Source organism: Desulfurella multipotens, assembly GCF_900101285.1.
Classification (GTDB): domain Bacteria; phylum Campylobacterota_A; class Desulfurellia; order Desulfurellales; family Desulfurellaceae; genus Desulfurella; species Desulfurella acetivorans.
In genome coordinates, this window is record NZ_FMYU01000001.1 from 92,355 (window position 1) to 115,816 (window position 23,462).

Consider the following 23,462-nt stretch of genomic DNA (forward strand, 5'->3'; position numbering starts at 1 on the left):
TGGTTATAATAGTATCCTGTTGACGCGGGGTAGAGCAGTCCGGTAGCTCGTCGGGCTCATAACCCGGAGGTCGGAGGTTCAAATCCTCCCCCCGCTACCAAATTAAATCCCCAGTTTATTACTTAAGCTAATGTGATAATTATTTAAAGTAATTTGACAATAAAAGCAATCTATAATAATATCAAAAATTAGTAAAATTTTTGACGGGGGTATTATGGAGTTATTTAGAAAAAAAACTGTTGAAATGATTGAAGATGAAACAAGAGAAGGTCAACCACATTCACTTAAAAAAGCACTTAACTGGTTTGACTTAATACTGCTTGGTATTGGTGGCATTATTGGCACAGGAATTTTTGTAATAACTGGCGTTGCTGCTGCAAAGTATGCAGGACCTGCTCTTATTATATCATTTGTTATCGCTGGTCTTGCAAGTGCATTTACAGCTTTATCATATGCAGAATTTGCATCAAGCTTTCCCATTTCTGGTTCTACTTACAGTTATAGTTATCTAGCTTTAGGAGAAATTGTAGCCTGGGTTATTGGGTGGGATTTGATATTAGAATACGCATTTGCCCTGCCTGCTATTGCACTTGGCTGGTCAGGCTACTTTACTGCGCTTTTGCATTCTTTAGGTATAAACGTGCCTGCTCAAATTGCAAACTCATCTTTTGCAGCAGCTGGCGGGGTAGTTAATGTTCCTGCCATGGGCATAATACTGTTTCTTACCTGGCTTGTTTATTTAGGCATAAGAGAAAGTGCTACATTTAATAATATAGCTGTTATATTCAAAGTATCTGTAATTCTATTTTTTATAGCAGTTGCCGTATGGCATATAAAGCCTGTAAACTGGCATCCATTTATGCCGTATGGATGGCATGGCGTAATGGCTGGAGCTGCAATTATCTTTTTTGCCTACATTGGCTTTGATGCAGTATCAACAGCCGCAGAAGAATCAAAAAACCCTGCACGTGATATGCCTATTGGCATTATTGGCTCATTAGCTGTAAGCTCTATTTTGTACATAGCTGTAGTTGTAATATTGACTGGTATAATACCGTACAAACTACTAAACGATCCAGCACCAGTTGCAAAAGGTTTAGAATATCTCGGCATGAGTTTTGGATCCGGTCTTGTTTCGATTGGCGCACTCGTTGGTATTACAACAGTGTTATTAGTAATGCTTTATGGACAGGTGAGAATTTTTTTTGCTATGTCAAGAGATGGTCTTTTGCCAGCTTTTTTTTCAAAACTGCATCCAAAACATAAAACGCCTTATTTGAGTACATGGTTTGTTGGAATAATTACTTCCATTCTGGCAGGTTTTTTGCCAATTGATGTTTTAGCTGAACTTGTAAATATTGGTACATTATTTGCATTTTTACTCGTTTCTCTTTCTGTAATAATTTTGCGATATACAAGACCAGAGTTAAATAGAAAATTTAAATGTCCATGGGTTCCCTTTATCCCTATAATGGCAATTTTGTTTAGTGGATACCTTATGATATCTTTGCCAATTGAAACCTGGATAAGATTTATTGTATGGTTTATTATTGGCTTTATAATTTACTTTACATATTCAAGATACAATAGCAGACTTGCTAAACTTCAGCAATAGTATATTTATTTCTTCCTGTTTTTTTTGATGTGTAAAGTAACTCATCAGCCACTTTTAGGTAATCTTCCTGCGAAGCATTGGTAATGCCCAAGCTGTAGGCAATACCAATGCTTATCCCCACACTCATTTGGTACGTATCAATAATAAATGGTTTTTTTATAGTATTTAGTATTCTTTTTGCTATTTCTTCCAATTCCTCTTTAGTTTCAAAACTATCCGTAAAAAGCAAAAACTCATCTCCACCAAATCGTGAAAGCGTATCTTCCTGTCTTACAACAGATTTTAATCGTTTAGCTACGGCTTTTAGGAGTCTATCACCTATATCATGACCAAATGTATCATTTATTGCCTTAAAACCATCTAAATCCATAGAAAATAAAGCTACATTGGTTTTAATTCTACGGGATTTAGCAATTGCTTGATTGAAACGTTCAATAAAAAAACTTCTATTATTTAAACCTGTAAGTTGATCATGGTATGCAAAGTATCTGGCTTTGCTTTTGCCAGATTCTTGAAGTTTTTCAAGTTTCATAAGTTTGAGTTTGTTTTTAAAATTATCCAGAAACTGCATTAAAATGTTAGATATTTCGCTTGATTGTAATACAATATCGTTTCTACCTGCAATAATTAAACTTCCTATAATTTTATTTTCAAAAACAACTGGAAAAACTCCAACAAATTTAATACCACAATGCTTGTATATCTGAGAATTTTTTGCATTAATTATACGTGCTTGAAGACTATTTTTTGCTAAATCTAAAAAATAAACACTGCAAAGTTTATCTGATAAAGCTTTTAATTCAAAACATTCCAAGCAGTTTTCTTTTGCACTGTATGATTTTATTTTCATTTCGTTTTTCTCTTTAAAATAAAAAATACAAAGGTCAATGTAGGGATTTTCTACAAATTTTTGTGAAATTTTATCAATAAGTGATCTAAATGAAATCTTATCAATCATTAAAGCATTAACATCATTTGAAATTTTAACAAATGAAATACTCATTTTTTTTAGTTTTTCAAAATCCTGCAATTTGTAAAAAACCCAAAACAAAATAAAACTAAATATAACAAAACTTGCTAAAATTATAAGAAAAAATGGCAAAAGGCTTTTAAAAAAATTTTCATAAATTTCTTTTTTTGAGATGCTAACAAACAGTATCCTTCCGGTATTTTGAATCTTAGCGTAAGACACAAGATGAGAAGCTGTCTTAAAATAGCCACTTGTGTGTTTTGATAGTTGTATATAATCTTTATAATCAGGTAAATCTATTTTTTTTAAGCTGTTTTGAAGCTTACCGTCTTTTTTTAATATAAACACATTAAACGATTTATATTGGACATTTATTAAAGGTTTTACAATCATCAGCACAGGAACCCTGCTTACCAATATATAACCTTTAGAAAAAGGTATGCAATCTGTAACCATCAGTATATTATCTGCTCTAAATGCACTACTAATATTAATTTCACTTTTGCTACATATTGTTATTTGTTTTGCTAATTTGTCTTCAAATTTTTGAGGATAAGAATAGATTATTTGTTTATCGTGTGCAACAATCAATACAGCATAAATATCTGGGTTTTTATCTACGATATTTTTTGTAATTCCTGGAATTTTATATGTGAAAAAGTTTTCTTCAATTGAATCCTTAAATGAAGTTTCTGCCATATGCAAGAGTTCTATGTATGTTTGTACAGCAAATGCACTTTGTCTTGCGATGGTCGAAAGTTCTGACTCAGTATTAATTAAAACTTTTTCATAAAGCCTTACAAACACGATAAAAACTATGATAAAAATAATTATGCTTATTGCAGCCCAGCTTAGCACAAAATATCTCGATAATCTTGATTTAAAGATTTTTTTACTCATATATTTGTATTTCCTGTTTCTTAATTATATAGAAATAATAGTGGTTAAAATTTATATATTCAAAAAATTTATCGTTCCTTTTTATTACAAACAATCCCCACTTTCACAAATTTTAACAAGTAAATTTATATAAATATATATCACTTTTCAATTTCGAACTATTAGCTATACCTTTTGGGTGCCAAATTTAAGTCTAGATCCTGTAATCTGACCTGCCACAGAAGCCACTAAAAACAACGGTATAAAGTAATAACTGATACCCAGCAAAATCCTCGGAAGTGCAATAAATGGAATTGGTAAATGAATGTAGGCAAACCAGCGCCAGGAAAATTTTTTAACTTTTGATCTCAAGCGCCCAAAAGGAACGTTAATTAAAAAAGCAAAAATTGCAAGAAATATAAACATATTTGTATTTTAATTATTTTTATTATAAAATGCAAATTTTTTATATTTTCATTTTATGGTTTGCAAAAAATATTTTTTTGGATATAATTTTGTTATCTTATTGTATTGGAGGAAAATTATGAAAAAAATTTTTTTGACTTTTTTGGGTTTGGTTTTAATGTATTCTTTTGCAAATGCTGCACCAGATTACACTGCAATAGCAAAAAAACTCGTGCCACCAAATGTTAATATTGAGCTTAAACAAACAAACGATTTTCAAATATCAGGTTTTAAAACATTTATTGCTACACTAAAACCACAAAATGCCTCGGTTACTGTTTATAAGTATCTTTGGATATCAAATGATGGTAAATATGTTATACCAAATCTTTTAGCGTATACTAATAATTCTATAACTCAGATTGAGCCAAAAGTAAAAGAATCCTATAATACTGTAAATATTGAATGGTTTAATAGAGTTTTGTCAACACTAAACCCAGATTTGAAAAAAAGTTTTGGAAATGGAAAAACGGAAGTTTATATTTTATCTGACCCGTATTGTCCTTTCTGTAAAGAACAACTTGCCCAGGCAATTGAACTTGCAAAACAAAACAAAATTAAGCTCTATGTAATACCTTTTGATGTACATGGAGAAAAATCAACACAGGCTTCAATGCTGTTTTGGGATATAGAATCAAAATCAAATTTAGCTGACGCATTGGCAAAAGTGGAAGCTGCTCCATTTGAATCTGTTGATAAAATTGTATCCCAAAACCAAAATTTGATTAAACAACTAACACCAAAATACCAGGCAAAGCTTCATTATTTAAAAGAAGAGTTTTTTAAGCATAAATTAAACGGCACTCCATCAATTATTATAAGAAAAACAAATACAAAAGGTATTGTAATTGTCGGTTTAACAAACTTAGCAAATTTTGTAAAATAACTTATGAAAAAAAAGCTATTAATAGCTTTTATTATCCTGATAACATTTATTGTTTTGATTCTGGCAGGTTATTTTAGCCTGCCTTTTTTTTTAAAAAGTCAATACTTTTTGCACCTTGTAGAAAATAAAACCCATATAAAAATAGACAAAATTGAAAATTACAAAATCTCTCAAACACTAACTACTATAAATGTCAACATATCGCAATTGGAAGTTAGCTCATCTAAATTTAAAGCAAATGCAAAAAACTTATCATATAAACTCAAATTAAGCGAATTAATTTCAAAAAAACCCACATTTGGCAATTTAAAAATACACCAGTTAAACTTAGTTGCATACCGTTCAAAAATTCCTGCAAAAACCAAAACAATCATAAAGCCGCTCCCTTTATCCATAGAAATACAACATCTTAGTGCATCTTATGAAAATTATAAAATTGAGGGTAAACTTGATCTAATTTTAAACCTTCCAACAAAAAACAATAATTTTTATTTTGAGGGAAACGTTAACAATAGCCCCACTACTTTATCTGGCGATATAAACCCAAGCAATTTGCATGTAAGCTTAAATATTAAAAAATTTTCACCCCAAAATTTTCCAGCATACTTAAAAGCAATTGACAATTCAAGTGCAAAAGCTACTTTAACGCTAAAAAACAATTTAGAGTTGCAAAGCGGTAATTTAAAGATCAGCGATATAAACTACAAAGGTTTAAAACTTAATAACCCAAGCGCTTCTTATTCTAAAGATGAGCTTTTCGTCAATATACCTTATCTTACATACAAACAAAATATTTCGGGCAAAAGTGTAAAACTCAAGCTTAACACTAAAAATTATAATGGCAGTGTTGATTTGAGCAACATAAACATTGCAAATTTAAATATTGAAAAACCAACAATTAATTTTAAATACAATAAAAATACACATGCATTTTTTATTGATACTTTAAGCAAAAACGGTTATTTCATAAATGCAAAAGGCACTCTTAATACGAAAAACTTAGAAGAAAGCACTATAGCTGGTTTCTTTAAAACACCCTATATTGACTATAATCAAATAAAACCATTGTTACCAAAGCATATTCAGGAATATATATATTCCGGCCAGATAAAAGCAGAAAAAGTGACATTTAAAGGCAAAATTAAAGATAAAGAAAATTTAATAGATACAGGTGAACTTGTTGCACAGAGTACCAGATTTATTGTAGAAAAAAACACCTACCCTTTTACTATAACATTTGCAAATATTCAAATTACACCAAAAGACGTAGTCATTCATGGGACCGGTTATTGTGATAAAGTAAATTTAATAAGTTCGAAACTTGTAATTGCACGAAAAAAAGGCTATCCGGCAGATATGCACCTTGTACTAAATGGAGAATCTACAAAAAACACAGAAGATTTTTTGTACAAAGCAATTTTAAGCCATGAAGATGCAAAGTATATTGATTATGCAAAAGACATCAGAGGTCCATTTACCGCAATAATTGACATAAAAAACTATTACTGGCACTCATTGCCTCATTTTTACTTTAATGTAAATATTGATTCCAATTTAAGCTTGCAAGATAAAAAAATATCTCAAAAACCTATAAATTTAATAGGTAAATTTGACATACAAAGAAACAATCAAATACTTAGGGTTAGTGCGAATAATCTAAAGTTAGCCACTGACAATTCCTTTATCAATATTACTGGATATCTAGAACATTCAAATACTGTCTTCTATAAAGCTACAATTAGAGCAAAAATAAATCCAGTTGAAATTAGAGATATTTCGTATTTGAAACCATATAAAAATTATCTGCCAACAAGCGAGGTAACAATAAAGCCCTCATCTATCTCTGGCAATTTGAAAAAAATCAATTTTGATGTCAACATTGAAGGCAAAAAACTATTTAAAGAACATGGGTTTGGTGTGGATGAGATTTTGGCAAAAGGCTATTATGAAAAAAATCTAATCAGCTTTAACCCTGTAAAGCTTGACGATACACTTTCGATTAACGGTTTATACAATACAAAAGCAAAATCATTCAATGGCAATATTAACTTAAAAAATTTCAAAATTTCAACAATTAAAAATTTAGTCAAATTACCTATCGATGAAGCAATTTTAAATGGAAGCGTCAAACTAGGTCTTGAAGATAAAAAACTACAATACATTTACTCAAATAATTTAGTTGTATCAGATTTGGTTTATGGTAATGATGTTGTTGTCAAATCTGCCCATGTATCTTTTAATAAAAATTATGCAACAATAGAAAATGGTAATGCACTTATCATGCAAAACCCCGTAAGTTTTACAGGTAATGTTAATTTAGAACCGCTTGTAATTAACTTAAATGCTAAAAGCCAAAAATTTATAATAAAAAAAACAAAAAGCAAAACAAAAAGCTATATAGGAGATATTAAGTTTAAAATACCAAAAGTATCTATTTATGCGCAAGCTGACATTGACGAATTGATAATCGAAGATTCAAAACCTCTTGTATTTAATAATGTTAATGCACACCTGGAGCTTGCAAGTAAACGCTATATTAGCCTGAAAGCACCATATACATCCATATACATAGATATGGCTCAAAACACAATCAATGTCGAGGCTACAGATTCATATATTTTTGCACACTACATTGAAAGTAAAACAAAAAAACCATCAATAACAACGCTTAAGGCTACACTTAACACACCATCCACAGATGAAATAGACTTAAAAAAACTAAATGGAACTATTAAATTTGTTTCAGAAAACGGAAATATTAAAAATTTTCCAGACATTTACAAAATATTAACGCTAGCGGATGTAGTTGGCTTGTTAACGGGTCAATTTGATACTAAAAAAGGTTTTTATTATACCAAAACGGTGGGTATTTTTGATTTAAAAGATGGCATATTAAAAACTCAAAAACCGCTAACTGTAAAAGGCACAGCAAATAACTTGTTTATAAATGGTAATGTCAATCTAACAAATTATCATGTTGATGCACTTTTTATGATAACTACATTTACTTTTTTGAATAGATTAATTTCAAGTATACCCATTATAGGACACATTCTTGGTGGAAAAGAAAAAAGCTTTACGGGTTTAAGCTTTAGAGTAGATGGTTATTTGGATGGAAAAATGAATCTATATCCTGTTCCCTGGGAAAGCTTAGGGAAAGGTTTGCTTGATATAATTACACGCACCATTACTTTACCAGCATATTTGCTTGGTGTGAATGGAAATACCAACAACACTGAGAAGAAAAAATGAAGGTGCTAATTGTAGATGATGATGAACAATTGAGAATTGCATTGTTTTCTACACTAAAACATTTAGGTCATGAATGTATTTTAGCTCAAAATGCCAAAGAGGCCTTAAATATATTAAGAAAAGAATCATTTGATTTAATTTTAAGCGACCTTAAAATGCCAAAAGTAGATGGCATTGATCTTTTAAAACAGATAAAACAAAATAATATTAACACTCCTTTTGTTATAATGACAGCATTTGGAACGATCGAAACAGCGGTTTTGGCTATAAAGCTTGGCGCATTTGATTTTATAGTAAAACCTTTTAGTAGAGAAACTATTGAAAAAATCATCTCATTATCATCCAATTGCTTAAAATTTGATTGTACAAATAAAACTACATACGATGGAGACTATGTTTTTAAAAGCGAAAAGATGCAAAAAATACTTCAATTAATTAAAAAAGTGGCAAATACAGATGCCACAGTGTTATTAAGCGGAGAAACAGGCACAGGAAAAGAAGTGGTAGCAAAGCTCATACACGCATCATCAAATCGTTCAAAACAGCCTTTTATCAGTGTAAATTGTGCAAGCATACCTTCAAACCTTTTGGAATCAGAATTGTTCGGTTATGAAAAAGGTGCTTTTAGCGGAGCAATAAAAACCTATAAAGGTAAATTCGAACAGGCAAATGGTGGAACCCTACTATTAGACGAAATTAGCGAAATGCCTCTTGAATTACAGGCAAAATTACTTAGAGTATTGCAAGAAAAGGTTGTTGATAAATTAGGCTCAACAGAAAGTGTTAAAATAGATGTAAGAATTATTTGTACAACCAACAGAAACTTAGCAGAACAGGTCAAAAATGGCTCTTTTAGAGAAGATCTTTTTTATAGAATAAATGTATTTCCTATTTTTTTGAGTCCACTTAGAGAAAGAAGAGAAGATATACCCGATTTAATTAATTTTTTCATAAAAAAATACTCAAATAAATTCAAAAAAAATATAAATGGTATATCAAATAATGCCCTTGAAATACTCTTAAATTACAATTGGCCAGGTAATGTAAGGGAACTTGAAAATACAATAGAACGGGCAATTATTTTATCCAAAGGAGCATTGATAGATAAAGAAGATATATTTTTGCATGGAATTTGGAACAATTTTTGCTAGCAATACATTAAGGTTGTTTTGGAGGTATGGTATGATTTTTAATGATTCAACAATAAATTATATACAGCTTGGCATGGATGTTGCTAGTTTAAGACAAAATGTCATAGCAAGCAATATTGCCAATATAGATACCCCAAATTATAAAGAAAAAATAGTCAAATTTCAAAATTTTTTAGATAGTAACCAATTACCTTTAGAAATAACAAACCCAAACCATATAAATCCACAAGAAAGCTTAAAAGATATGGTTGTTGTAAAAAGCAATTCTTACCTTGAAAGAAATGACAAAAATAACGTTAACCTAACCGAACAAGAAGCAGCATTAGCTAAAAATCAGATTCTGTATAACGCTTTAGCAGCATTTGCCAAATATAAATTTGGTGAATATAAAAACATAATATCCTCATCTCAAGGAGCCTAAACTATGAGTTTTTTTGGGAGCTTACAAGTTGCTTCAAGTGGGATGCAAGCGCAACGCTTGAGGTTGGATATAATAGCAAGCAATATTGCAAACGCAAATACTGTAACCACTCAAGAAGGTGGACCCTATAAAAGAAAAGATGTAGTTTTTGAAAGTGAAAAATTTTCTAAGTATTTGGAAGGCGTTAAAGTAGCAGACATTGTACGAGACGATACACCTCCAAAACTAGTTTATGACCCCACAAACCCACTGGCAAATTCAAAAGGCTATGTTGCATATCCAAATATTAACCCAATAGTTGAGATGGTTAATTTATTAGACGCTACAAATTCGTATCAGGCAAACATTTCAGCATTTAATGCAGCAAAACAAATGGCTCAAAGCATAATTAGTGTATTAAATGTTTGATTTTTGCAAAAAAAGTTATATTATTTATTAGGTGGTGTTGTATGAAAATAGATTCAATAGTTACAAGTCCAAGAGTAAATAATATAGATGATCCTAATTCAAAAAAAGATAATCCTAGTTTTGCCGAACTCCTTGCTAAATCTTTAAATGAAGTTAATAACCTGCAAATAACAGCAGACAACGCCATAAAAGAAATTGCAACAGGAAAAATGGATAATATTCAAGATGCTGTAATGGCTATAGAAAAAGCAGACATATCTATGAGACTTTTATTGGAGGTTAAAAATAAAGCAGTTCAAGCATATAACCAAATAATGAATATGCAAGTTTAGCCTAGTATGACAATATGGACATAAAAAAGTTTCTTGAAGAAATAAAAATTTTTTATAATAGGATGTCAAAAAAGCAAAAAGTAGTTTTGTTTTCATCTTTTGCTGGATTAATTCTCATTTTGGTGTTTGTTTTTGTTATTGGCTCAAGAGTAAGTTATGGTGTATTGTTTTCCAATTTGAACGATAAAGATGCTTCAAGTATTATAAACTACCTTGATCAACAAAAAATTCCATACAAAATCGTTAATGGCAATACAATTGAAGTACCAAAAGATTCGGTATATAAATTGAGGCTAGATTTAGCTGCAAAAGGTTTACCCAGTGGTGGAGTGGTGGGTTTTGAAATATTTGACAAACAAAATTTAAGTATGACCAGTTTCTTGGAAAATGTAGACTATACAAGAGCTCTTGAAGGCGAGTTAACACGCACAATTGAAAATATATCAAGCGTAGATTCTGCAAGAGTTAACCTGGCTATACCAAAGCCTTCCGTTTTTGTAGATAAAGAACAGCCACCTACCGCTTCAATTGTGTTAAAACTAAATTCACCAATTAGCAATTCCCAGGTTTATGCAATCCAAAAGCTTGTTGCAGCAAGTGTTCCTAATTTATCACCAGATAATGTAATAATAGTTGATTCAAACGGTAATTTACTATCTAAAAAAGAAAACGCAGAAGACACCCTTGCAAGTAATGAACTTAAATATAAACAATTAATCGAAAAAGAATACGCTCATAAAATAAAAGACTTACTTTTGCCAATAGTAGGTGAAAACCAGGTAGTAACAACTGTAAATGTAGATTTAGATTTAAGCAAAGTTACACAAAAAAGCATTAAATATGATCCAAACAGCGTTGTAAGAAGTGAACAAAACGAAGAAGAAAAAAACTGGGCTCAAACTAGTGCTGGCATACCAGGTGTAATTTCAAATATTGGAGCAAATCAACCAACTGCAACACCGCCTTCTACTACACCAACTACACAACAAACAACAACTCAACAAGGGCCTCTAGCTAGTGAAAAGACTAAAAGCACAATTAACTATGAAATTAGTCAAACTGAAACAAACGTTGTAGAACCTCTTGTAAAAATCAGGCGTGTGTCGGCTGCAGTTATTGTCGATGGAAATTACAAATACGATAAAAAAACAAAAAAAACCGTATATCAACCTTTATCCGCTGTGCAAATGGCTGATATTAGGAAAGCTGTTGAGCAAGCAATAGGGTTTGATCCAAAACGTGGTGATACTATTAGTGTTGTTAACATGCAATTTGAAAGTACAAAACCTAAACAGGTGAGTATGATGTCCAATTTAAACCAATTTTATCCTTTGTTAAAATACATTCTAGGCGCTATTTTGTTAATTTTGTTTTATTTTCTTTTCTTGCGAAAATTTATTCAGAATGTATTATCATATAAAAAAGGAGAAATTGCCTACGAGCAGGCTCAGGCTGCTAAAGCATATGCTCAAGGCTCAGTAGAATCAAAAATTGAAGGTAAAAGCATAAAAGACCTCGAAGAAGAAATATCCAAAGAACTTGACAGCGAAAGTGCATTAAACGAAGAAGCCTTAAAAGATAAACTTATAGAAAAGAAATTAAAAGAAGAAGTAGAAAGAAACCCTGAAGAAGCTTCTGCGGTTTTTAAAGCATATATTTCTTCAAAATGAGGTTAGTCTATGAGTGCTCAAGCACATGCGATAAATTCAATTGATGATTTAACTCCATACCAAAAAGCGGCTGTTTTATCAATTGCTCTTGGTGACGAAATCTCAGCAAAATTATTTAAAAATTTAAGCAAAAATGAAATAGAAGCGATAAGTAAAGAAATTGCATTTATGAAAAAAATTGACCCAAATATATATAAAGCTGTTGTAAAAGAATTTTATCAAATGCTAAAAGCAAAAGAATACGCAACATCAGGTGGCATTGAGTATGCAAAAGAAATACTTGTTAAAACCCTAGGACCAGAAGAAGCTAGAAGAATAATCGATAAACTTATAAAGTTACTTGAATCAAATGTAGGTTTTGGCTACCTAGAAAATATTGACCCCAAACAACTTGTAAAATTTATACAAAATGAGCATCCGCAAACTATAGCTGTGATATTATCACATCTTGATCAATCGAAAGCTGCAGAAGTACTAAGTCTTTTACCTAAAGAAATACAAATTGATATTGTTGTTAGAATGGCTTCTTTAGAAAATATTTCACCAAATGTAATAAAGCGTGTTTCAGAAATGTTAGAAACAAAAATGGAAGATTTAAGTGGTAGTAATGTTGAAATTGGTGGTATAAGAGCCGTATCAGAAATTATAAATCGTATGGGAAGAACAGAATCAAAATCCCTAATTGACCAAATTTCAGAAAAAAATCCAGATCTTGCAAGTAAAATACGAGACATGATGTTTGTATTTGAAGATATCATAAAACTATCAAACTCCGATATACAAGAAATCTTAAAGCATATTGATAAAAAAGATTTGACTATAGCATTAAAAGGTGCACCAGAAGAGTTAAGCAAAAAGTTTTTTTCAAATATGTCAAGTAGAGCAGCAGAAACATTAAAAGAAGAAATGGAATTTTTAGGCCCTGTAAAAGTAAAAGATGTAGAACGAGCTCAAAAAGCTATTGTTGATATTGTAAGGCGACTTGACGAAGAAGGTGTAATATCAATAAGTGGCGGCGGAGAGGAAATGCTTGAATGAAAAACCTTTCCATTGAAGAATTTATACTTGAAGAATTTGATATTAATGAAACACCAAAAGAAATACAAAATGAACAAGAAGTACCAAAATCGCCAACAGAACCATCACTAAATACAGATGAAATTTACCAAAAAGCTTTTAAGGAAGGATACGAAAAAGGCAAAACAGAATACGAGCAAAATTGTCAACAACAACTATTAAATGTAAAAAATGAGTATGAATCAAAATTGCAGGATTCAAAAATTCAATTAGAGCAATCAGTAAATTCAATTGATTTAAAAATTGGAGAAATAAAAGACAAAATTAAGAATATTGAAAACGATATTGTTAACATAGCACTTGAAATTGCACAAAAAATAATAGAAAAAGAGATCCAAAATAAAGATACAATTGCAAATTTGATTAAAAAATCACTATCATTTGCAAAATCTGATAAAGTAAAATTGAGAGTAAATGCAAATATAGCAAAACAAATAGATCAAGACTTTAAAAATATAGAAATTGTTGGGGATTACAATTTACCCATTGGTACAATAATTATCGAAGAAGATTCAAATATTATAGATGCAAGCATAAATACAAAACTGGAAGAATTAAAACGCAGTTTAATCAATGAATCATAACAAAATAAAGCAACTTTTGGATAAAAATAATTTTATAGTAAATTGTGGTAAAATTAAAGAAGTTGTAGGTTTAACAATAATCTCAAGTGGTCCAAGCAATATTAAAATAGGCGATGTGTGTTTTATTGAAAGCGATAATGGATATATTGAAGCCGAAGTAGTTGGGTTTAAAGATAAAAACGTCCTTCTTATGCCTCTTGGAAACATGGATGGTATAAAACTTGAAAGTATTGTAAGATCTACATCAAAAGGGCTAAAAGTAGGTGTAGGCAACAATATGCTTGGAAGGATACTTAATGCTTTGGGTAAACCCATTGACTCAAAAGGACCTATACTAATTGAAAAGCACATGCCACTATACCCAAAACCTACAGATCCAATGCAAAGACAAATTATAAACGAGCCAATTATTACAAAAATAAAAGCAATCGATGCTTTGTTAACACTTGGAAAAGGCCAAAGAATTGGAATATTTGCAGGAAGTGGCGTTGGTAAATCTACACTTCTTGGTATGATAGCAAGAAAAGCAAAAGCAGATGTTAACGTAATAGCGTTAATTGGAGAACGAGGTCGTGAAGTAAGAGAATTCATAGAAAATGATTTGACCCAGGAAGGTTTAAAAAAAAGCGTTGTGGTTGTAGCTACAAGTGATGAAGCACCGCTTTTAAGACGTGAAGGCGCGTTTTTAGCAAGTGCTATTGCTAAATTTTTCAGCGATCAGGGTCTTGATGTAATGATGATGATGGATTCTGTTACACGATTTGCAATGGCTCAGCGGGAAATTGGTCTTGCAATAGGTGAGCCTCCTACAATGAAAGGCTACACTCCAAGCGTTTTTTCGTTTTTGCCAAGACTCATGGAAATACCGGGAAAATTTCAAAAAGGCAGCATTACTGCCATATATACAGTTTTGGTTGATGGGGATGATTTCAACGAACCAATTGCAGATACTGCACGCTCAATTTTAGATGGACACATTGTATTATCAAGGAAAATCGCAGAAAAAAATCACTACCCAGCAATTGATATACTAAAAAGCGTCTCAAGACTTATGAACTCAATTGTTAATAGTGAACATAAATTTTTGGCAAATAACCTTAGAAAACACATGTCAATCTATGAGCAAGCAGAAGATTTAATAAACATTGGAGCCTATAGTGTAGGTTCAAATCCGGATATTGATGCAAGTTTAAGAGTAATAAACAAAATTAATGAGTTTTTAGTTCAGGGTATCGATGAATCGTATGAATTTTCTGAAACTATAGATTTATTAAGTAAAGCGTTAGAATAAATGTTTATATTTAAACTTGAAAAGGTTAAAAACCTAAAAGAAAACTTAATGAATATTGAGATTATGAAATTACACGAAATAAATAACCAAATAAAATCAAAAAACCAATATTTAAGCGAACTTGAAAGTCAAAAAAAATGCCTGATCGAAAAGTTTGACTTACATATTAAAACAAATGTAGATTTCAATATTTTAAAGTATATAGCAGATAGTATTTTATCACTAGACTTAGAGATAAGATCCACCAAAAAAATTATTGAAGAACTCCAAAATAAAAAAATTGCCCAAATCGAAACAATTAAAAACTTCCATAAAGAAATTAAAAAATTTGAAAAATTAAAAGAATACTATAAAGAGAGGTATATATATGAAGAAAAACTCAAAGAACAAAATTTTATTAATGATATTAGCTCTATTTTTTATGTTAGGAATAAATAGGTCCTATGGACAAAACTTAAGTGATATAAACCAAAAAATCAATGAACTAAAAGCACTAGAAAAAATTATTGATGAAAAAAGCGCACAACTTAAATCACAACAGCAAGATATAGTAAACCAAAAAAAACAGTTAGAACAAAATCAAAACGCTCTAAAAAATCAGCTGCAAAACCTTAATAACCAGATAGCACAAGCAAAAAAAGAGTTAGAAAATTTGCAAAAAAATATAGTCACTCAAAAAATTCAAAAGTTAGCAACAATATATGCTCAAGCAAAACCTTCAGCAGCAGCTCAGGAATTATCAAACATGGATCCACAAATAGCAGCAGAAATTTTAACATACATGCAATCACGACAAGCAGGCGCAATAATTTCAAAAATGGATCCTAAAACAGCCGCAAATATATTTAGCTTATACCTGAAATCAAAACATCAATAAGAGTTTTTTCTAAATTGGAAAATACTTGCCAACCCTATTAAAAGTATAAAAATAAGCAATGCACTAAAGAAATACCATCCAAATTGTTTGTATACAAAGCCTGGGGCATAAGAGCCAATAACGCCTCCACTATAATATGAAGCTATGTATATACCATTTACTATGCCTTTTTTGTCTTTTGCTAATTTATTTAAAAAACCACTTGCCACAGAGTGTATCAAAAACATACCACCGCAAAAAATAAACATACCACCAAAAACAATGTAGATATTTGGTATATTTAAAATCAAGATAGCGCTGATATACACAAAAAAACCAAATATCATGGCTTTAATCTGGTTGCCAAAAATTTTAACAAACTTTGTAGCCAAAAAAGACACAAATATACCCATTAAGTAACCGCTATAGGCAAGTCCTATTGTAATCTCGGAGCTACTTTTATCTATACTTTCAATTCTAAATGGCAAAAAGTTTGTCAAGGCGGCGAAAACAAAAAACATACAAAAAACCGCCATATAAACAAAAAAGTAAAGTTTATTTTTTACTACAGATAAATAACCCTTAAAAAGACTTTCATGCTTTACCACATCAGGACCTACTACATTTTTTATATCTTCAACAAGATATAAAGCTAATAATGCGCCAATAATAAAACTAAGTGTAATAAAATAAAAACTAAATCTCCAAGACGAATAATAGGCAATAATACCGGATATTAACCTACCTGAAAAACCACCCATAATGGTTACCGCAATGTAGTATGACATGTATAACGCTACCTTGTCAGTTTCCACACTTAAAGATATATAAGTCATATTTGATGTAAGCACGGCAGATATTAAAAAACCTTCAATCAATCTTAAAAAAATTATCAAATATATGCTCTGTGAAATTGATATAAAAAGGTTTACAAAAACAAGAATAATCAAAGATATTAAAATTAATCTTTTTGGTGTAAAAAAAGATAAAATATAACCATATACAATCGGAATGATCGCCAAAGGAAGTAGAGCCACACTTATAATTAAAGATACAGTATTCATGTTGCAATCAAAATATCTGCTGATTTCTGGCAAAAGTGGCTGTGGCACATATATTGCGCCAATTGTAATAATGGTTATGTACATCAAAACAAAAAAAGCTTTGGAACTCATATTTTTATCATAAGCAAATACCGTATTTAATCAAGTTTTAAATTACAATTTCATATTTATTTAATTTTATAATGTACTGTTGAATTTAACAATTAAATTATATATAATATAATTGCTATGTTTAATTAGGAGGATTAATATGAATAATACTGAAGAATTCAAATTAAAAGAAACAGGAAAACTACTTAATACTTTGCGTTCTATTCAAGATAATCTTGGTTACATACCTCAAAAGTCAATTAATGAATTATGTAAATCTTTTAACTTATCTTATGCAGAGTTGTATGGTTTTATAACATTTTATAAAGATTTTCGCCTGGAACCAAAAACATACAAACATCATATAAGGGTTTGCCAGGCAGAAAGCTGTCAGGCAAAAAATGTTAAAGATATTGTTGATTACATAAAAACTACATTAAATTTAAATATAGGCGAACACAATGAAGATTTCTTTTTAGATAGTGTTTATTGTCTTGGAAATTGTCCACGTTCACCTTCTGTTATGATTGATGGTATAGTATATGGTGATATGAATAAGGAAAAGTTTGATAATATATTGACACAATTAAAGAGGAATATATGAATATTTATATATCTTTAGATACTTGCGCTCAGTCCGTTGGTTCGTTTGAAATTTTTGAAAAATTAAAAGGTATAAATAACCCGACATTCACTCTCAACAAACGTTCAACACGTGCATTAATGTGGCTTGAACCACTTTTGGAAATTGAGCAGGATAATAAACAAATTGCAATCTCAAATGTAGAAAATATTGATATTGAAAATATTTTAAAAAATCCACTTAATTCAAAAAATCTTATAGATAATATAGACAATCAACCTTATCTAAAAAATCAACATAGAGTAATATTTAAAAATTTAGGCAAAAACGACCCAACAAGTATCGAAGATTATAAAAAACTTGGAGGGTTTAGGGCTTTAGAAACAGTTTTAAAAATGGAGTCAAAAGATGTTATCGAAAAAATCAAGATTGCGGATATTAGAGGCAGAGGGGGTGCATTTTTTCCTGCCTATATAAAATGGCAAACTGTGTTAAACGTACAATCCGATATAAAATACGTTATATGCAATGCTGATGAAGGTGATTCTGGTTCTTTTGCAGATAGATTAATTATTGAAAATGATCCATTTAGTTTAATTGAAGCTATGATAATAGCTGGCATAACAGTTAATGCAAAAGAAGGTATTGTATATTTAAGGTCAGAATATCCTAATGCAAAAAAAGTTCTTCAAAAAGCTATTGATATTGCTTATCAAAATAATTACCTGGGTAAAAACGACAGTTACGAATTTGATTTATATATTGTAACTGGCGGTGGCGCCTATGTTTGTGGAGAAGAAACAGCTCTAATTGAGAGTCTTGAAAATAAAAGAGGCCTCGTACGCCCTCGCCCTCCACTACCAGCTATAAGCGGTCTTTTTAATAAACCCACACTGATTAACAATGTATTAAGCTTTATTGATATTGTAAGGTTATTTGAAGGCTCAAGAGATACTCATACCACGCCACTTCAATTAAGCGGTGCAGTAAAAAGGGAAGGGTTGTTCGAAGTTGCAAATGATATAACCATAGAAGAATTAATAAGCAAATTCGCAGATACACCCATAGATGATATTAAAGCTGTTCAAATTGGTGGTCCACTTGGGGCATTTGTACCCAAAGAAAAATTTTATTTAAAATTAAACAATGATGAGTTAAGCAAAGAAGGCTTTATATTAGGTCATGCAAGCGTAGTAGCGTTTAATAAAAACACAAACATGAAAGATATATTGCTCAATTTAATCGATTTTTATATCCATGAGTCATGTGGAAAATGTACACCTTGCAGAATTGGTCAGGTAAGATTAAAAGAAATTCTAACCGACTTACACCTAAACACTCAATCAAACTTAATTCTTCTGTATGATTTACTGGATACACTAAAAGAGGCATCTTTATGCGGACTTGGGGGATTAACACATTTAAGTGCGCTAAGCAGTCTAAAATATTTTGGCAATGATTTTGGTATAGTAGATATACAATGAATGAAATAAACTTAGTTATAGATAGCAAAAAAGTTAAAGCTTTTGAAGGTCAAACAATACTGGAAGCAGCCAGAAATGCCGGTATAAAAATTCCGACACTTTGTGCTTTTGAGCATTTAAAACCTTACGGCTCATGCAGATTATGTATTGTTGAGATAGAAGGCAAAAAAGGATTTTCTGCAAGTTGTACAACATTGGCCCAAGATGGCATGGTTGTTTGTACTCAATCAGAAAAAATTAACAAAATTAGGAGAAATATATTAGAACTTTATTTAAGCGAACACAACTTTGATTGCACAACCTGCCCAAATAATTTAAGATGCGAGCTTCAAGAAGCTGCAAGTCTAGTTGGCATAAGAGATGTAAGGTTTAATACAAAAGCACATATAAAAAGCTACAAAGATAGTTCAAACCCTTATTTTGAGTTTGACTCATCAAAATGCATAATGTGTGCAAGGTGCGTGAGGGCTTGCGATGAAATTCAAGGAAATTTCGCTCTAACAATACTATCAAGAGGATATGATTCGTATATTAAGCCAGGTATTAACGATTTTATTAATTCAGAGTGCGTATCGTGTGGCGCATGCGTAAAGGCTTGTCCAACGGGTGCTTTAATTGAAAAAAATGTTGTCCAAAATGGCTCTGGGTATAATTTTACAAAAACTACATGCGGTTTTTGTGGTGTTGGCTGTCATGTAATTGTTGAATCAAAAGCAAATACAATAGTGAATATCGTTGGAGACGATAAAGGTCCAAATGAAGGCCATTTGTGCGTAAAGGGGCGATTTGCATGGGAATTTGTAAATTCAATTGAACGCATAAAAAAACCACTTATAAGAGAAAAAATTACTGATGATTTCAAAGAAACTACACTAGAAGAAGCGCTTGATTTTGTTGCATGGAAGTTTAAGAATATTAAAGAAAAATACTCAAAATATGCACTTGCTGCCCTTGCCTCTTCAAGATGCACAAACGAAGAAGTTTTTTTGGTTCAAAAATTAGCCAGATGCGCATTTGAAAACAACAATATTGATAATTGTGCCAGAGTATGCCATATGCCAACCGGTTTTGCGCTTGGCTTAGCATTTGGAACCGGTGCTGGCACAGCAGATATTGAATCTCTAAAAAAAGCCGAATGCATAATGGTGGTAGGCTCAAATACAACACATGCACACCCTGTGGTTGGCTCATTAATTAGACAACTTGCAATATCAGGTAAAAAACTCATAGTTATTAATCCAAGAGGAATAGATTTAGCAAAACAACCTCATATAAAAGCTCTCCACCTGCAACCATACCCAGGTACAAATGTTGCTTTATTAAATTCAATAGCTCATGTAATTGTGAAAGAAAATCTGTATGATAAAGATTTCATAGAAAACAAATGCGATATAGATTCTTTCAAATTATGGCTGGATTTCATATTAAGTGACGAATACAATCCAACTAATGTATCAAAAATAGCAGGTGTAGATAGCCATTTAATTGAAAAAGCAGCCAGAGAATTTGCCACTTCAAAAAAAGCTACAATTGTTTACGGTCTTGGAGTAACTGAACATACATTTGGCTCAAGCGGTGTTTTTTGTTTAACTAACCTTGCAATGCTGTGTGGCTTTATAGGAAAAGAAGGCTGTGGTGTTTCGCCTTTAAGAGGCCAAAATAATGTTCAAGGCGCTTCTGATATGGGTGCTTTTCCAAATGTATTTACCTTTTATAGGCATATAAGCGACGAACAAACACGCAAAACATTTGAATCTGTATGGAAAAAGACACTTGATACAAACGTTGGTTTTACTATACCTCAAATGTTTAAAGCAGCAATTGATGGTAGACTTAAAGGTATGTATATTGTAGGAGAAGATGTCTTCCAAACTGACCCAAACACTTACCATATCAAAGAGGCATTGAGTTCTTTAGAATTTCTTGTAGTGCAAGAATTATTTTTAAGCCCAACTACACAATTTGCTCATGTGGTGTTGCCAGGTTCATCGTATTTAGAAAAAAATGGCACATTCACAAACTGGGAAAGACGGGTCTCAAAAGTTAACAAAGTTATAGAACCACTAAGCGGCATTGATGAGTATAAAATCATCACTGAGCTTTCAAAAAAACTTGGCTATCCTATGGATTACAATAGCGAAGAAGAAATATTCAACGAAATTGCTCTACTTAGTCCACAATTTAGTACTTTAACTTATGAGAAACTACAAAATTACGGCTCGCTATTGTGGCCAGTTGATAGTAAAAATCAAACAGGCACACGTATACTTCACACAGACGAGTTTTTAAACAAAAAAGGCAAATTTTTCATAACCAATTATGTAGCAAACCAATTGCCAAACGATACCTACCCTTTTATATTGACAACTGGCAGGAACCTATTCCATTACAATTCAAGCAACCAAACACGCAAAACTAAAAATGTTGCTTTTTATGATGCTGATTACCTTGAAATTAACGAAAAAGACGCCATAAAACTCAATATATCAAATAATGATTTGGTTGAAGTCAAAAGCGAAAGCGCAAAAATCACATTAAAAGCAAAAGTTACAGATAAAATAAAGCCTGGTGTTTTATTTACTACGTTCCATTTTACACAACCAAAGACAAATGCCTTATTGTCACAAAATACAGATTGGGCTACAGATACACCAGAATATAAATTTATGCTTGTAAATATTAAAAAAACAGATAAAGAAACATACGAGATAAATCAAACTAAAAATCCAGGCATTTTGGAACAATACATAAAGATTTTTAAATTTTTCGAAAAATATCCACAAGAAACAAGAACCCAGCTAATAGTAAATCACATAAAGAAAAATTGGGACACGGATAAAATTAATACATTGAAAACAATTGAACCAATTGATTATCAACTAAAACAGGTAATAGAAAGAGTTTAAAAAATTATCGATAGGAGGAATTTAATGAGTGAGATTCTAACATCCAAAGAAGGTAAAATCGGCTTTATCACACTTAATAGGCCTGAAAACTGGAATACTTTTAATGTAGCTTTTGCAAGACAATTAAATGATGCACTTGTAAACCTTGATAATGATGAAAATGTGGCTGTTGTAATTATCAAAGCAAATGGAAAAAATTTTTCTGTAGGTATTGAGCTTGAAGAATTTAGAAAGGGAAGATCACATAAAGAATATAGGGAATTCATAAAACTAATGGATGAGCATAATCATACAATTGCAAATATGAAAAAACCAGTAATTGCCCAGGTTCATGGTTATGCGCTTGCAAATGGCGCAGGACTTGTTTTTGCGTGTGACTTAGCTGTTGCTGCAAAAAGTGCAAAATTTGGCACAACAGCCATAAACGTGGGTTTGATTTGCCTTGGTCCAGCTGTACCATTAACAAGACTTGTGGGTAGAAAAAGAGCCCTTGAAATGGTTTTAACCGGTGAAATTATATCAGCCCAGCAGGCACTTGAGTTTGGGCTTATAAATCGTGTTGTAGATGATGAAAAATTAGAAGAAGCAACACTTGAGCTTGCAAATACACTTGCCAGCAAAAGCCCCCTTGCGTTAGAAATTGGCAAAACCGGCATATACAAAATGAGTGATCTTGAGTATCACAAAGCAGCAGACTATATGAGCGAACTATTTGCAAGTTTGGCTGCTACAGAAGATGCCGTTGAAGGTGTTAATGCATTTATTGAAAAAAGACAGCCTAATTTTAAGAAAAGATAACCTTTATAGTTTTAGATTTTTTGAGTTGACAACTAAAGAATTTTTTTTATACTAGTAATTGCGTGCCGAGATAGCTCAGTCGGTAGAGCAAGGGACTGAAAATCCCTGTGTCCGTGGTTCGATTCCACGTCTCGGCACCATTATTTTCCTTTAAAAACCCTATTTAAAAAGTAAATATTTAACAAAATATATAAAAGTAAAATACTAATTTTCTTTAATTACTTTTAATCATTTTTAATCTTTTTTAGCATTCTGTTGCACCATATTGAGTTTTATGCTTAATTCCGCCATATCAACATTCTTTAAAAATGTATTACACCAAAGCTTAAAAACTGTTAAAATGGTACAATTAATCAATTGGAGGTATGCTAATGATATAATTTGTTTGATCGTTAAATTTTTAGTTTTTCTTTTTAAAAATTATATAATTATATCAATAATGCTTCTGTATTACGTTGACAGATTACAGTTTTAAATATACAGCTAACAAAGATATGCACACAAAAAAATTTGGCTCCTCCGGAGGGACTCGAACCCCCGACCCGCTGGTTAACAGCCAGCTGCTCTACCGACTGAGCTACAGAGGAGCAACACTTTTGTATAATATTACAATAAATTTTTTTTGTCAAGTATTAAAAAACTTGACATTGAATTCCTAATAATTTATTTTCAAAATAACA

Annotated in this window: 19 protein-coding genes and 3 tRNA genes; 19 read left to right on the forward strand and 3 right to left on the reverse strand. The window is 31.3% G+C overall.

Features of this window, described 5'->3' with window-relative positions:
* The first annotated feature begins 23 nt into the window (after positions 1–23).
* Both BLQ93_RS00495 and BLQ93_RS00500 read left to right on the forward strand, forming a co-directional pair.
* Positions 24–100: transfer RNA gene (locus BLQ93_RS00495), tRNA-Met, on the forward strand.
* Positions 101–214: 114 nt separating this feature from the next.
* Positions 215–1,615, forward strand: coding sequence for an amino acid permease (locus tag BLQ93_RS00500; RefSeq protein WP_092127402.1), 1,401 nt, complete (start codon positions 215–217; stop codon positions 1,613–1,615).
* Here the strand turns inward: BLQ93_RS00500 and BLQ93_RS00505 are convergent.
* Complete coding sequence (locus tag BLQ93_RS00505) at positions 1,599–3,485, reverse strand: GGDEF domain-containing protein (RefSeq protein ID WP_092127405.1); 1,887 nt, start codon at positions 3,483–3,485, stop codon at positions 1,599–1,601. The two genes, BLQ93_RS00500 and BLQ93_RS00505, sit on opposite strands and share 17 nt — an antisense overlap.
* Positions 3,486–4,008: 523 nt before the next feature.
* Between BLQ93_RS00505 and BLQ93_RS00515 the strand changes: the two genes are divergently transcribed.
* Genes BLQ93_RS00515 through BLQ93_RS00570 form a run of 12 tightly spaced genes read left to right on the forward strand, consistent with a single transcriptional unit; the run spans position 4,009 to position 15,878 of the window.
* The gene (locus BLQ93_RS00515; protein WP_159427453.1) at positions 4,009–4,815 is read left to right on the forward strand and encodes a DsbA family protein; all 807 of its coding nucleotides are present in this window, start codon (positions 4,009–4,011) and stop codon (positions 4,813–4,815) included.
* 3 nt (positions 4,816–4,818) lie between these two features.
* The gene (locus tag BLQ93_RS00520) at positions 4,819–8,067 is read left to right on the forward strand and encodes an AsmA-like C-terminal region-containing protein (RefSeq protein ID WP_092127411.1); all 3,249 of its coding nucleotides are present in this window, start codon (positions 4,819–4,821) and stop codon (positions 8,065–8,067) included.
* Positions 8,064–9,218 (forward strand): sigma-54-dependent transcriptional regulator, encoded by a 1,155-nt coding sequence (locus tag BLQ93_RS00525; protein ID WP_092127412.1) that lies wholly within the window; start codon positions 8,064–8,066, stop codon positions 9,216–9,218. Before BLQ93_RS00520 ends, BLQ93_RS00525 begins: the two co-directional genes overlap by 4 nt.
* A gap of 31 nt (positions 9,219–9,249) precedes the next feature.
* Complete coding sequence (flgB, locus tag BLQ93_RS00530; protein WP_159427454.1) at positions 9,250–9,639, forward strand: flagellar basal body rod protein FlgB; 390 nt, start codon at positions 9,250–9,252, stop codon at positions 9,637–9,639.
* A 3-nt stretch (positions 9,640–9,642) separates the two neighbouring features.
* Positions 9,643–10,047 carry a flagellar basal body rod protein FlgC gene (flgC, locus tag BLQ93_RS00535; protein WP_025392483.1) on the forward strand — a complete coding sequence of 135 codons (405 nt, stop codon included), beginning with the start codon at positions 9,643–9,645 and terminating at the stop codon, positions 10,045–10,047.
* A gap of 41 nt (positions 10,048–10,088) precedes the next feature.
* The gene (gene fliE / locus BLQ93_RS00540; RefSeq protein ID WP_025392484.1) at positions 10,089–10,379 is read left to right on the forward strand and encodes a flagellar hook-basal body complex protein FliE; all 291 of its coding nucleotides are present in this window, start codon (positions 10,089–10,091) and stop codon (positions 10,377–10,379) included.
* A 14-nt stretch (positions 10,380–10,393) separates the two neighbouring features.
* Positions 10,394–12,049 (forward strand): flagellar basal-body MS-ring/collar protein FliF, encoded by a 1,656-nt coding sequence (gene fliF, locus BLQ93_RS00545; RefSeq protein WP_092127414.1) that lies wholly within the window; start codon positions 10,394–10,396, stop codon positions 12,047–12,049.
* A gap of 9 nt (positions 12,050–12,058) precedes the next feature.
* The gene (fliG, locus tag BLQ93_RS00550) at positions 12,059–13,087 is read left to right on the forward strand and encodes a flagellar motor switch protein FliG (protein ID WP_025392486.1); all 1,029 of its coding nucleotides are present in this window, start codon (positions 12,059–12,061) and stop codon (positions 13,085–13,087) included.
* Positions 13,084–13,710: a FliH/SctL family protein gene (locus BLQ93_RS00555; RefSeq protein WP_092127415.1), complete on the forward strand. Its 627-nt coding sequence runs from the start codon at positions 13,084–13,086 to the stop codon at positions 13,708–13,710. Before fliG ends, BLQ93_RS00555 begins: the two co-directional genes overlap by 4 nt.
* Positions 13,700–15,001, forward strand: coding sequence for a flagellar protein export ATPase FliI (gene fliI / locus BLQ93_RS00560; protein ID WP_092127416.1), 1,302 nt, complete (start codon positions 13,700–13,702; stop codon positions 14,999–15,001). The genes BLQ93_RS00555 and fliI overlap by 11 nt, the downstream gene beginning before the upstream one ends.
* Positions 15,002–15,439, forward strand: coding sequence for a flagellar export protein FliJ (locus BLQ93_RS00565; RefSeq protein ID WP_025392489.1), 438 nt, complete (start codon positions 15,002–15,004; stop codon positions 15,437–15,439).
* Entirely contained in the window at positions 15,423–15,878 is a 456-nt protein-coding gene (locus BLQ93_RS00570; RefSeq protein WP_159427456.1) for a MotE family protein, read from the forward strand. The genes BLQ93_RS00565 and BLQ93_RS00570 overlap by 17 nt, the downstream gene beginning before the upstream one ends.
* Here BLQ93_RS00570 and BLQ93_RS00575 read toward each other — a convergent pair.
* A complete protein-coding gene (locus BLQ93_RS00575; protein WP_092127417.1) occupies positions 15,872–17,032 on the reverse strand; it encodes an MFS transporter in 1,161 nt (386 codons plus the stop codon). The two genes, BLQ93_RS00570 and BLQ93_RS00575, sit on opposite strands and share 7 nt — an antisense overlap.
* A gap of 139 nt (positions 17,033–17,171) precedes the next feature.
* On the opposite strand from BLQ93_RS00575, the gene BLQ93_RS00580 reads away from it, so the two are divergent.
* The 5 genes from BLQ93_RS00580 to BLQ93_RS00600 all read left to right on the forward strand — a co-directional run bounded on the left by BLQ93_RS00580 (position 17,172) and on the right by BLQ93_RS00600 (position 22,922).
* Complete coding sequence (locus BLQ93_RS00580) at positions 17,172–17,615, forward strand: NADH-quinone oxidoreductase subunit NuoE family protein (RefSeq protein WP_092127419.1); 444 nt, start codon at positions 17,172–17,174, stop codon at positions 17,613–17,615.
* Positions 17,612–19,078, forward strand: coding sequence for an NADH-ubiquinone oxidoreductase-F iron-sulfur binding region domain-containing protein (locus BLQ93_RS00585; protein WP_092127421.1), 1,467 nt, complete (start codon positions 17,612–17,614; stop codon positions 19,076–19,078). The genes BLQ93_RS00580 and BLQ93_RS00585 overlap by 4 nt, the downstream gene beginning before the upstream one ends.
* Positions 19,075–21,984: a formate dehydrogenase subunit alpha gene (fdhF, locus tag BLQ93_RS00590; protein WP_092127423.1), complete on the forward strand. Its 2,910-nt coding sequence runs from the start codon at positions 19,075–19,077 to the stop codon at positions 21,982–21,984. Before BLQ93_RS00585 ends, fdhF begins: the two co-directional genes overlap by 4 nt.
* Positions 21,985–22,008: 24 nt before the next feature.
* On the forward strand, positions 22,009–22,782 hold the full coding sequence (locus tag BLQ93_RS00595; RefSeq protein ID WP_092127425.1) for an enoyl-CoA hydratase/isomerase family protein: 774 nt from the start codon (positions 22,009–22,011) through the stop codon (positions 22,780–22,782).
* A 64-nt stretch (positions 22,783–22,846) separates the two neighbouring features.
* A tRNA-Phe gene (locus BLQ93_RS00600) sits at positions 22,847–22,922 on the forward strand.
* 371 nt (positions 22,923–23,293) lie between these two features.
* On the opposite strand, the gene BLQ93_RS00605 is transcribed toward BLQ93_RS00600, so the two are convergent.
* Positions 23,294–23,369: transfer RNA gene (locus BLQ93_RS00605), tRNA-Asn, on the reverse strand.
* Positions 23,370–23,462 lie beyond the last annotated feature (93 nt).

Coding starts and splice junctions, on each gene's coding strand:
- BLQ93_RS00500 (WP_092127402.1), top strand. CDS start 215: ATGGAGTTATTTAGAAAAAAAACTGTTGAAATGATTGAAGATGAAACA.
- BLQ93_RS00505 (WP_092127405.1), bottom strand. CDS start 3,485: ATGAGTAAAAAAATCTTTAAATCAAGATTATCGAGATATTTTGTGCTA.
- BLQ93_RS00515 (WP_159427453.1), top strand. CDS start 4,009: ATGAAAAAAATTTTTTTGACTTTTTTGGGTTTGGTTTTAATGTATTCT.
- BLQ93_RS00520 (WP_092127411.1), top strand. CDS start 4,819: ATGAAAAAAAAGCTATTAATAGCTTTTATTATCCTGATAACATTTATT.
- BLQ93_RS00525 (WP_092127412.1), top strand. CDS start 8,064: ATGAAGGTGCTAATTGTAGATGATGATGAACAATTGAGAATTGCATTG.
- flgB (WP_159427454.1), top strand. CDS start 9,250: ATGATTTTTAATGATTCAACAATAAATTATATACAGCTTGGCATGGAT.
- flgC (WP_025392483.1), top strand. CDS start 9,643: ATGAGTTTTTTTGGGAGCTTACAAGTTGCTTCAAGTGGGATGCAAGCG.
- fliE (WP_025392484.1), top strand. CDS start 10,089: ATGAAAATAGATTCAATAGTTACAAGTCCAAGAGTAAATAATATAGAT.
- fliF (WP_092127414.1), top strand. CDS start 10,394: ATGGACATAAAAAAGTTTCTTGAAGAAATAAAAATTTTTTATAATAGG.
- fliG (WP_025392486.1), top strand. CDS start 12,059: ATGAGTGCTCAAGCACATGCGATAAATTCAATTGATGATTTAACTCCA.
- BLQ93_RS00555 (WP_092127415.1), top strand. CDS start 13,084: ATGAAAAACCTTTCCATTGAAGAATTTATACTTGAAGAATTTGATATT.
- fliI (WP_092127416.1), top strand. CDS start 13,700: ATGAATCATAACAAAATAAAGCAACTTTTGGATAAAAATAATTTTATA.
- BLQ93_RS00565 (WP_025392489.1), top strand. CDS start 15,002: ATGTTTATATTTAAACTTGAAAAGGTTAAAAACCTAAAAGAAAACTTA.
- BLQ93_RS00570 (WP_159427456.1), top strand. CDS start 15,423: ATGTTAGGAATAAATAGGTCCTATGGACAAAACTTAAGTGATATAAAC.
- BLQ93_RS00575 (WP_092127417.1), bottom strand. CDS start 17,032: ATGAGTTCCAAAGCTTTTTTTGTTTTGATGTACATAACCATTATTACA.
- BLQ93_RS00580 (WP_092127419.1), top strand. CDS start 17,172: ATGAATAATACTGAAGAATTCAAATTAAAAGAAACAGGAAAACTACTT.
- BLQ93_RS00585 (WP_092127421.1), top strand. CDS start 17,612: ATGAATATTTATATATCTTTAGATACTTGCGCTCAGTCCGTTGGTTCG.
- fdhF (WP_092127423.1), top strand. CDS start 19,075: ATGAATGAAATAAACTTAGTTATAGATAGCAAAAAAGTTAAAGCTTTT.
- BLQ93_RS00595 (WP_092127425.1), top strand. CDS start 22,009: ATGAGTGAGATTCTAACATCCAAAGAAGGTAAAATCGGCTTTATCACA.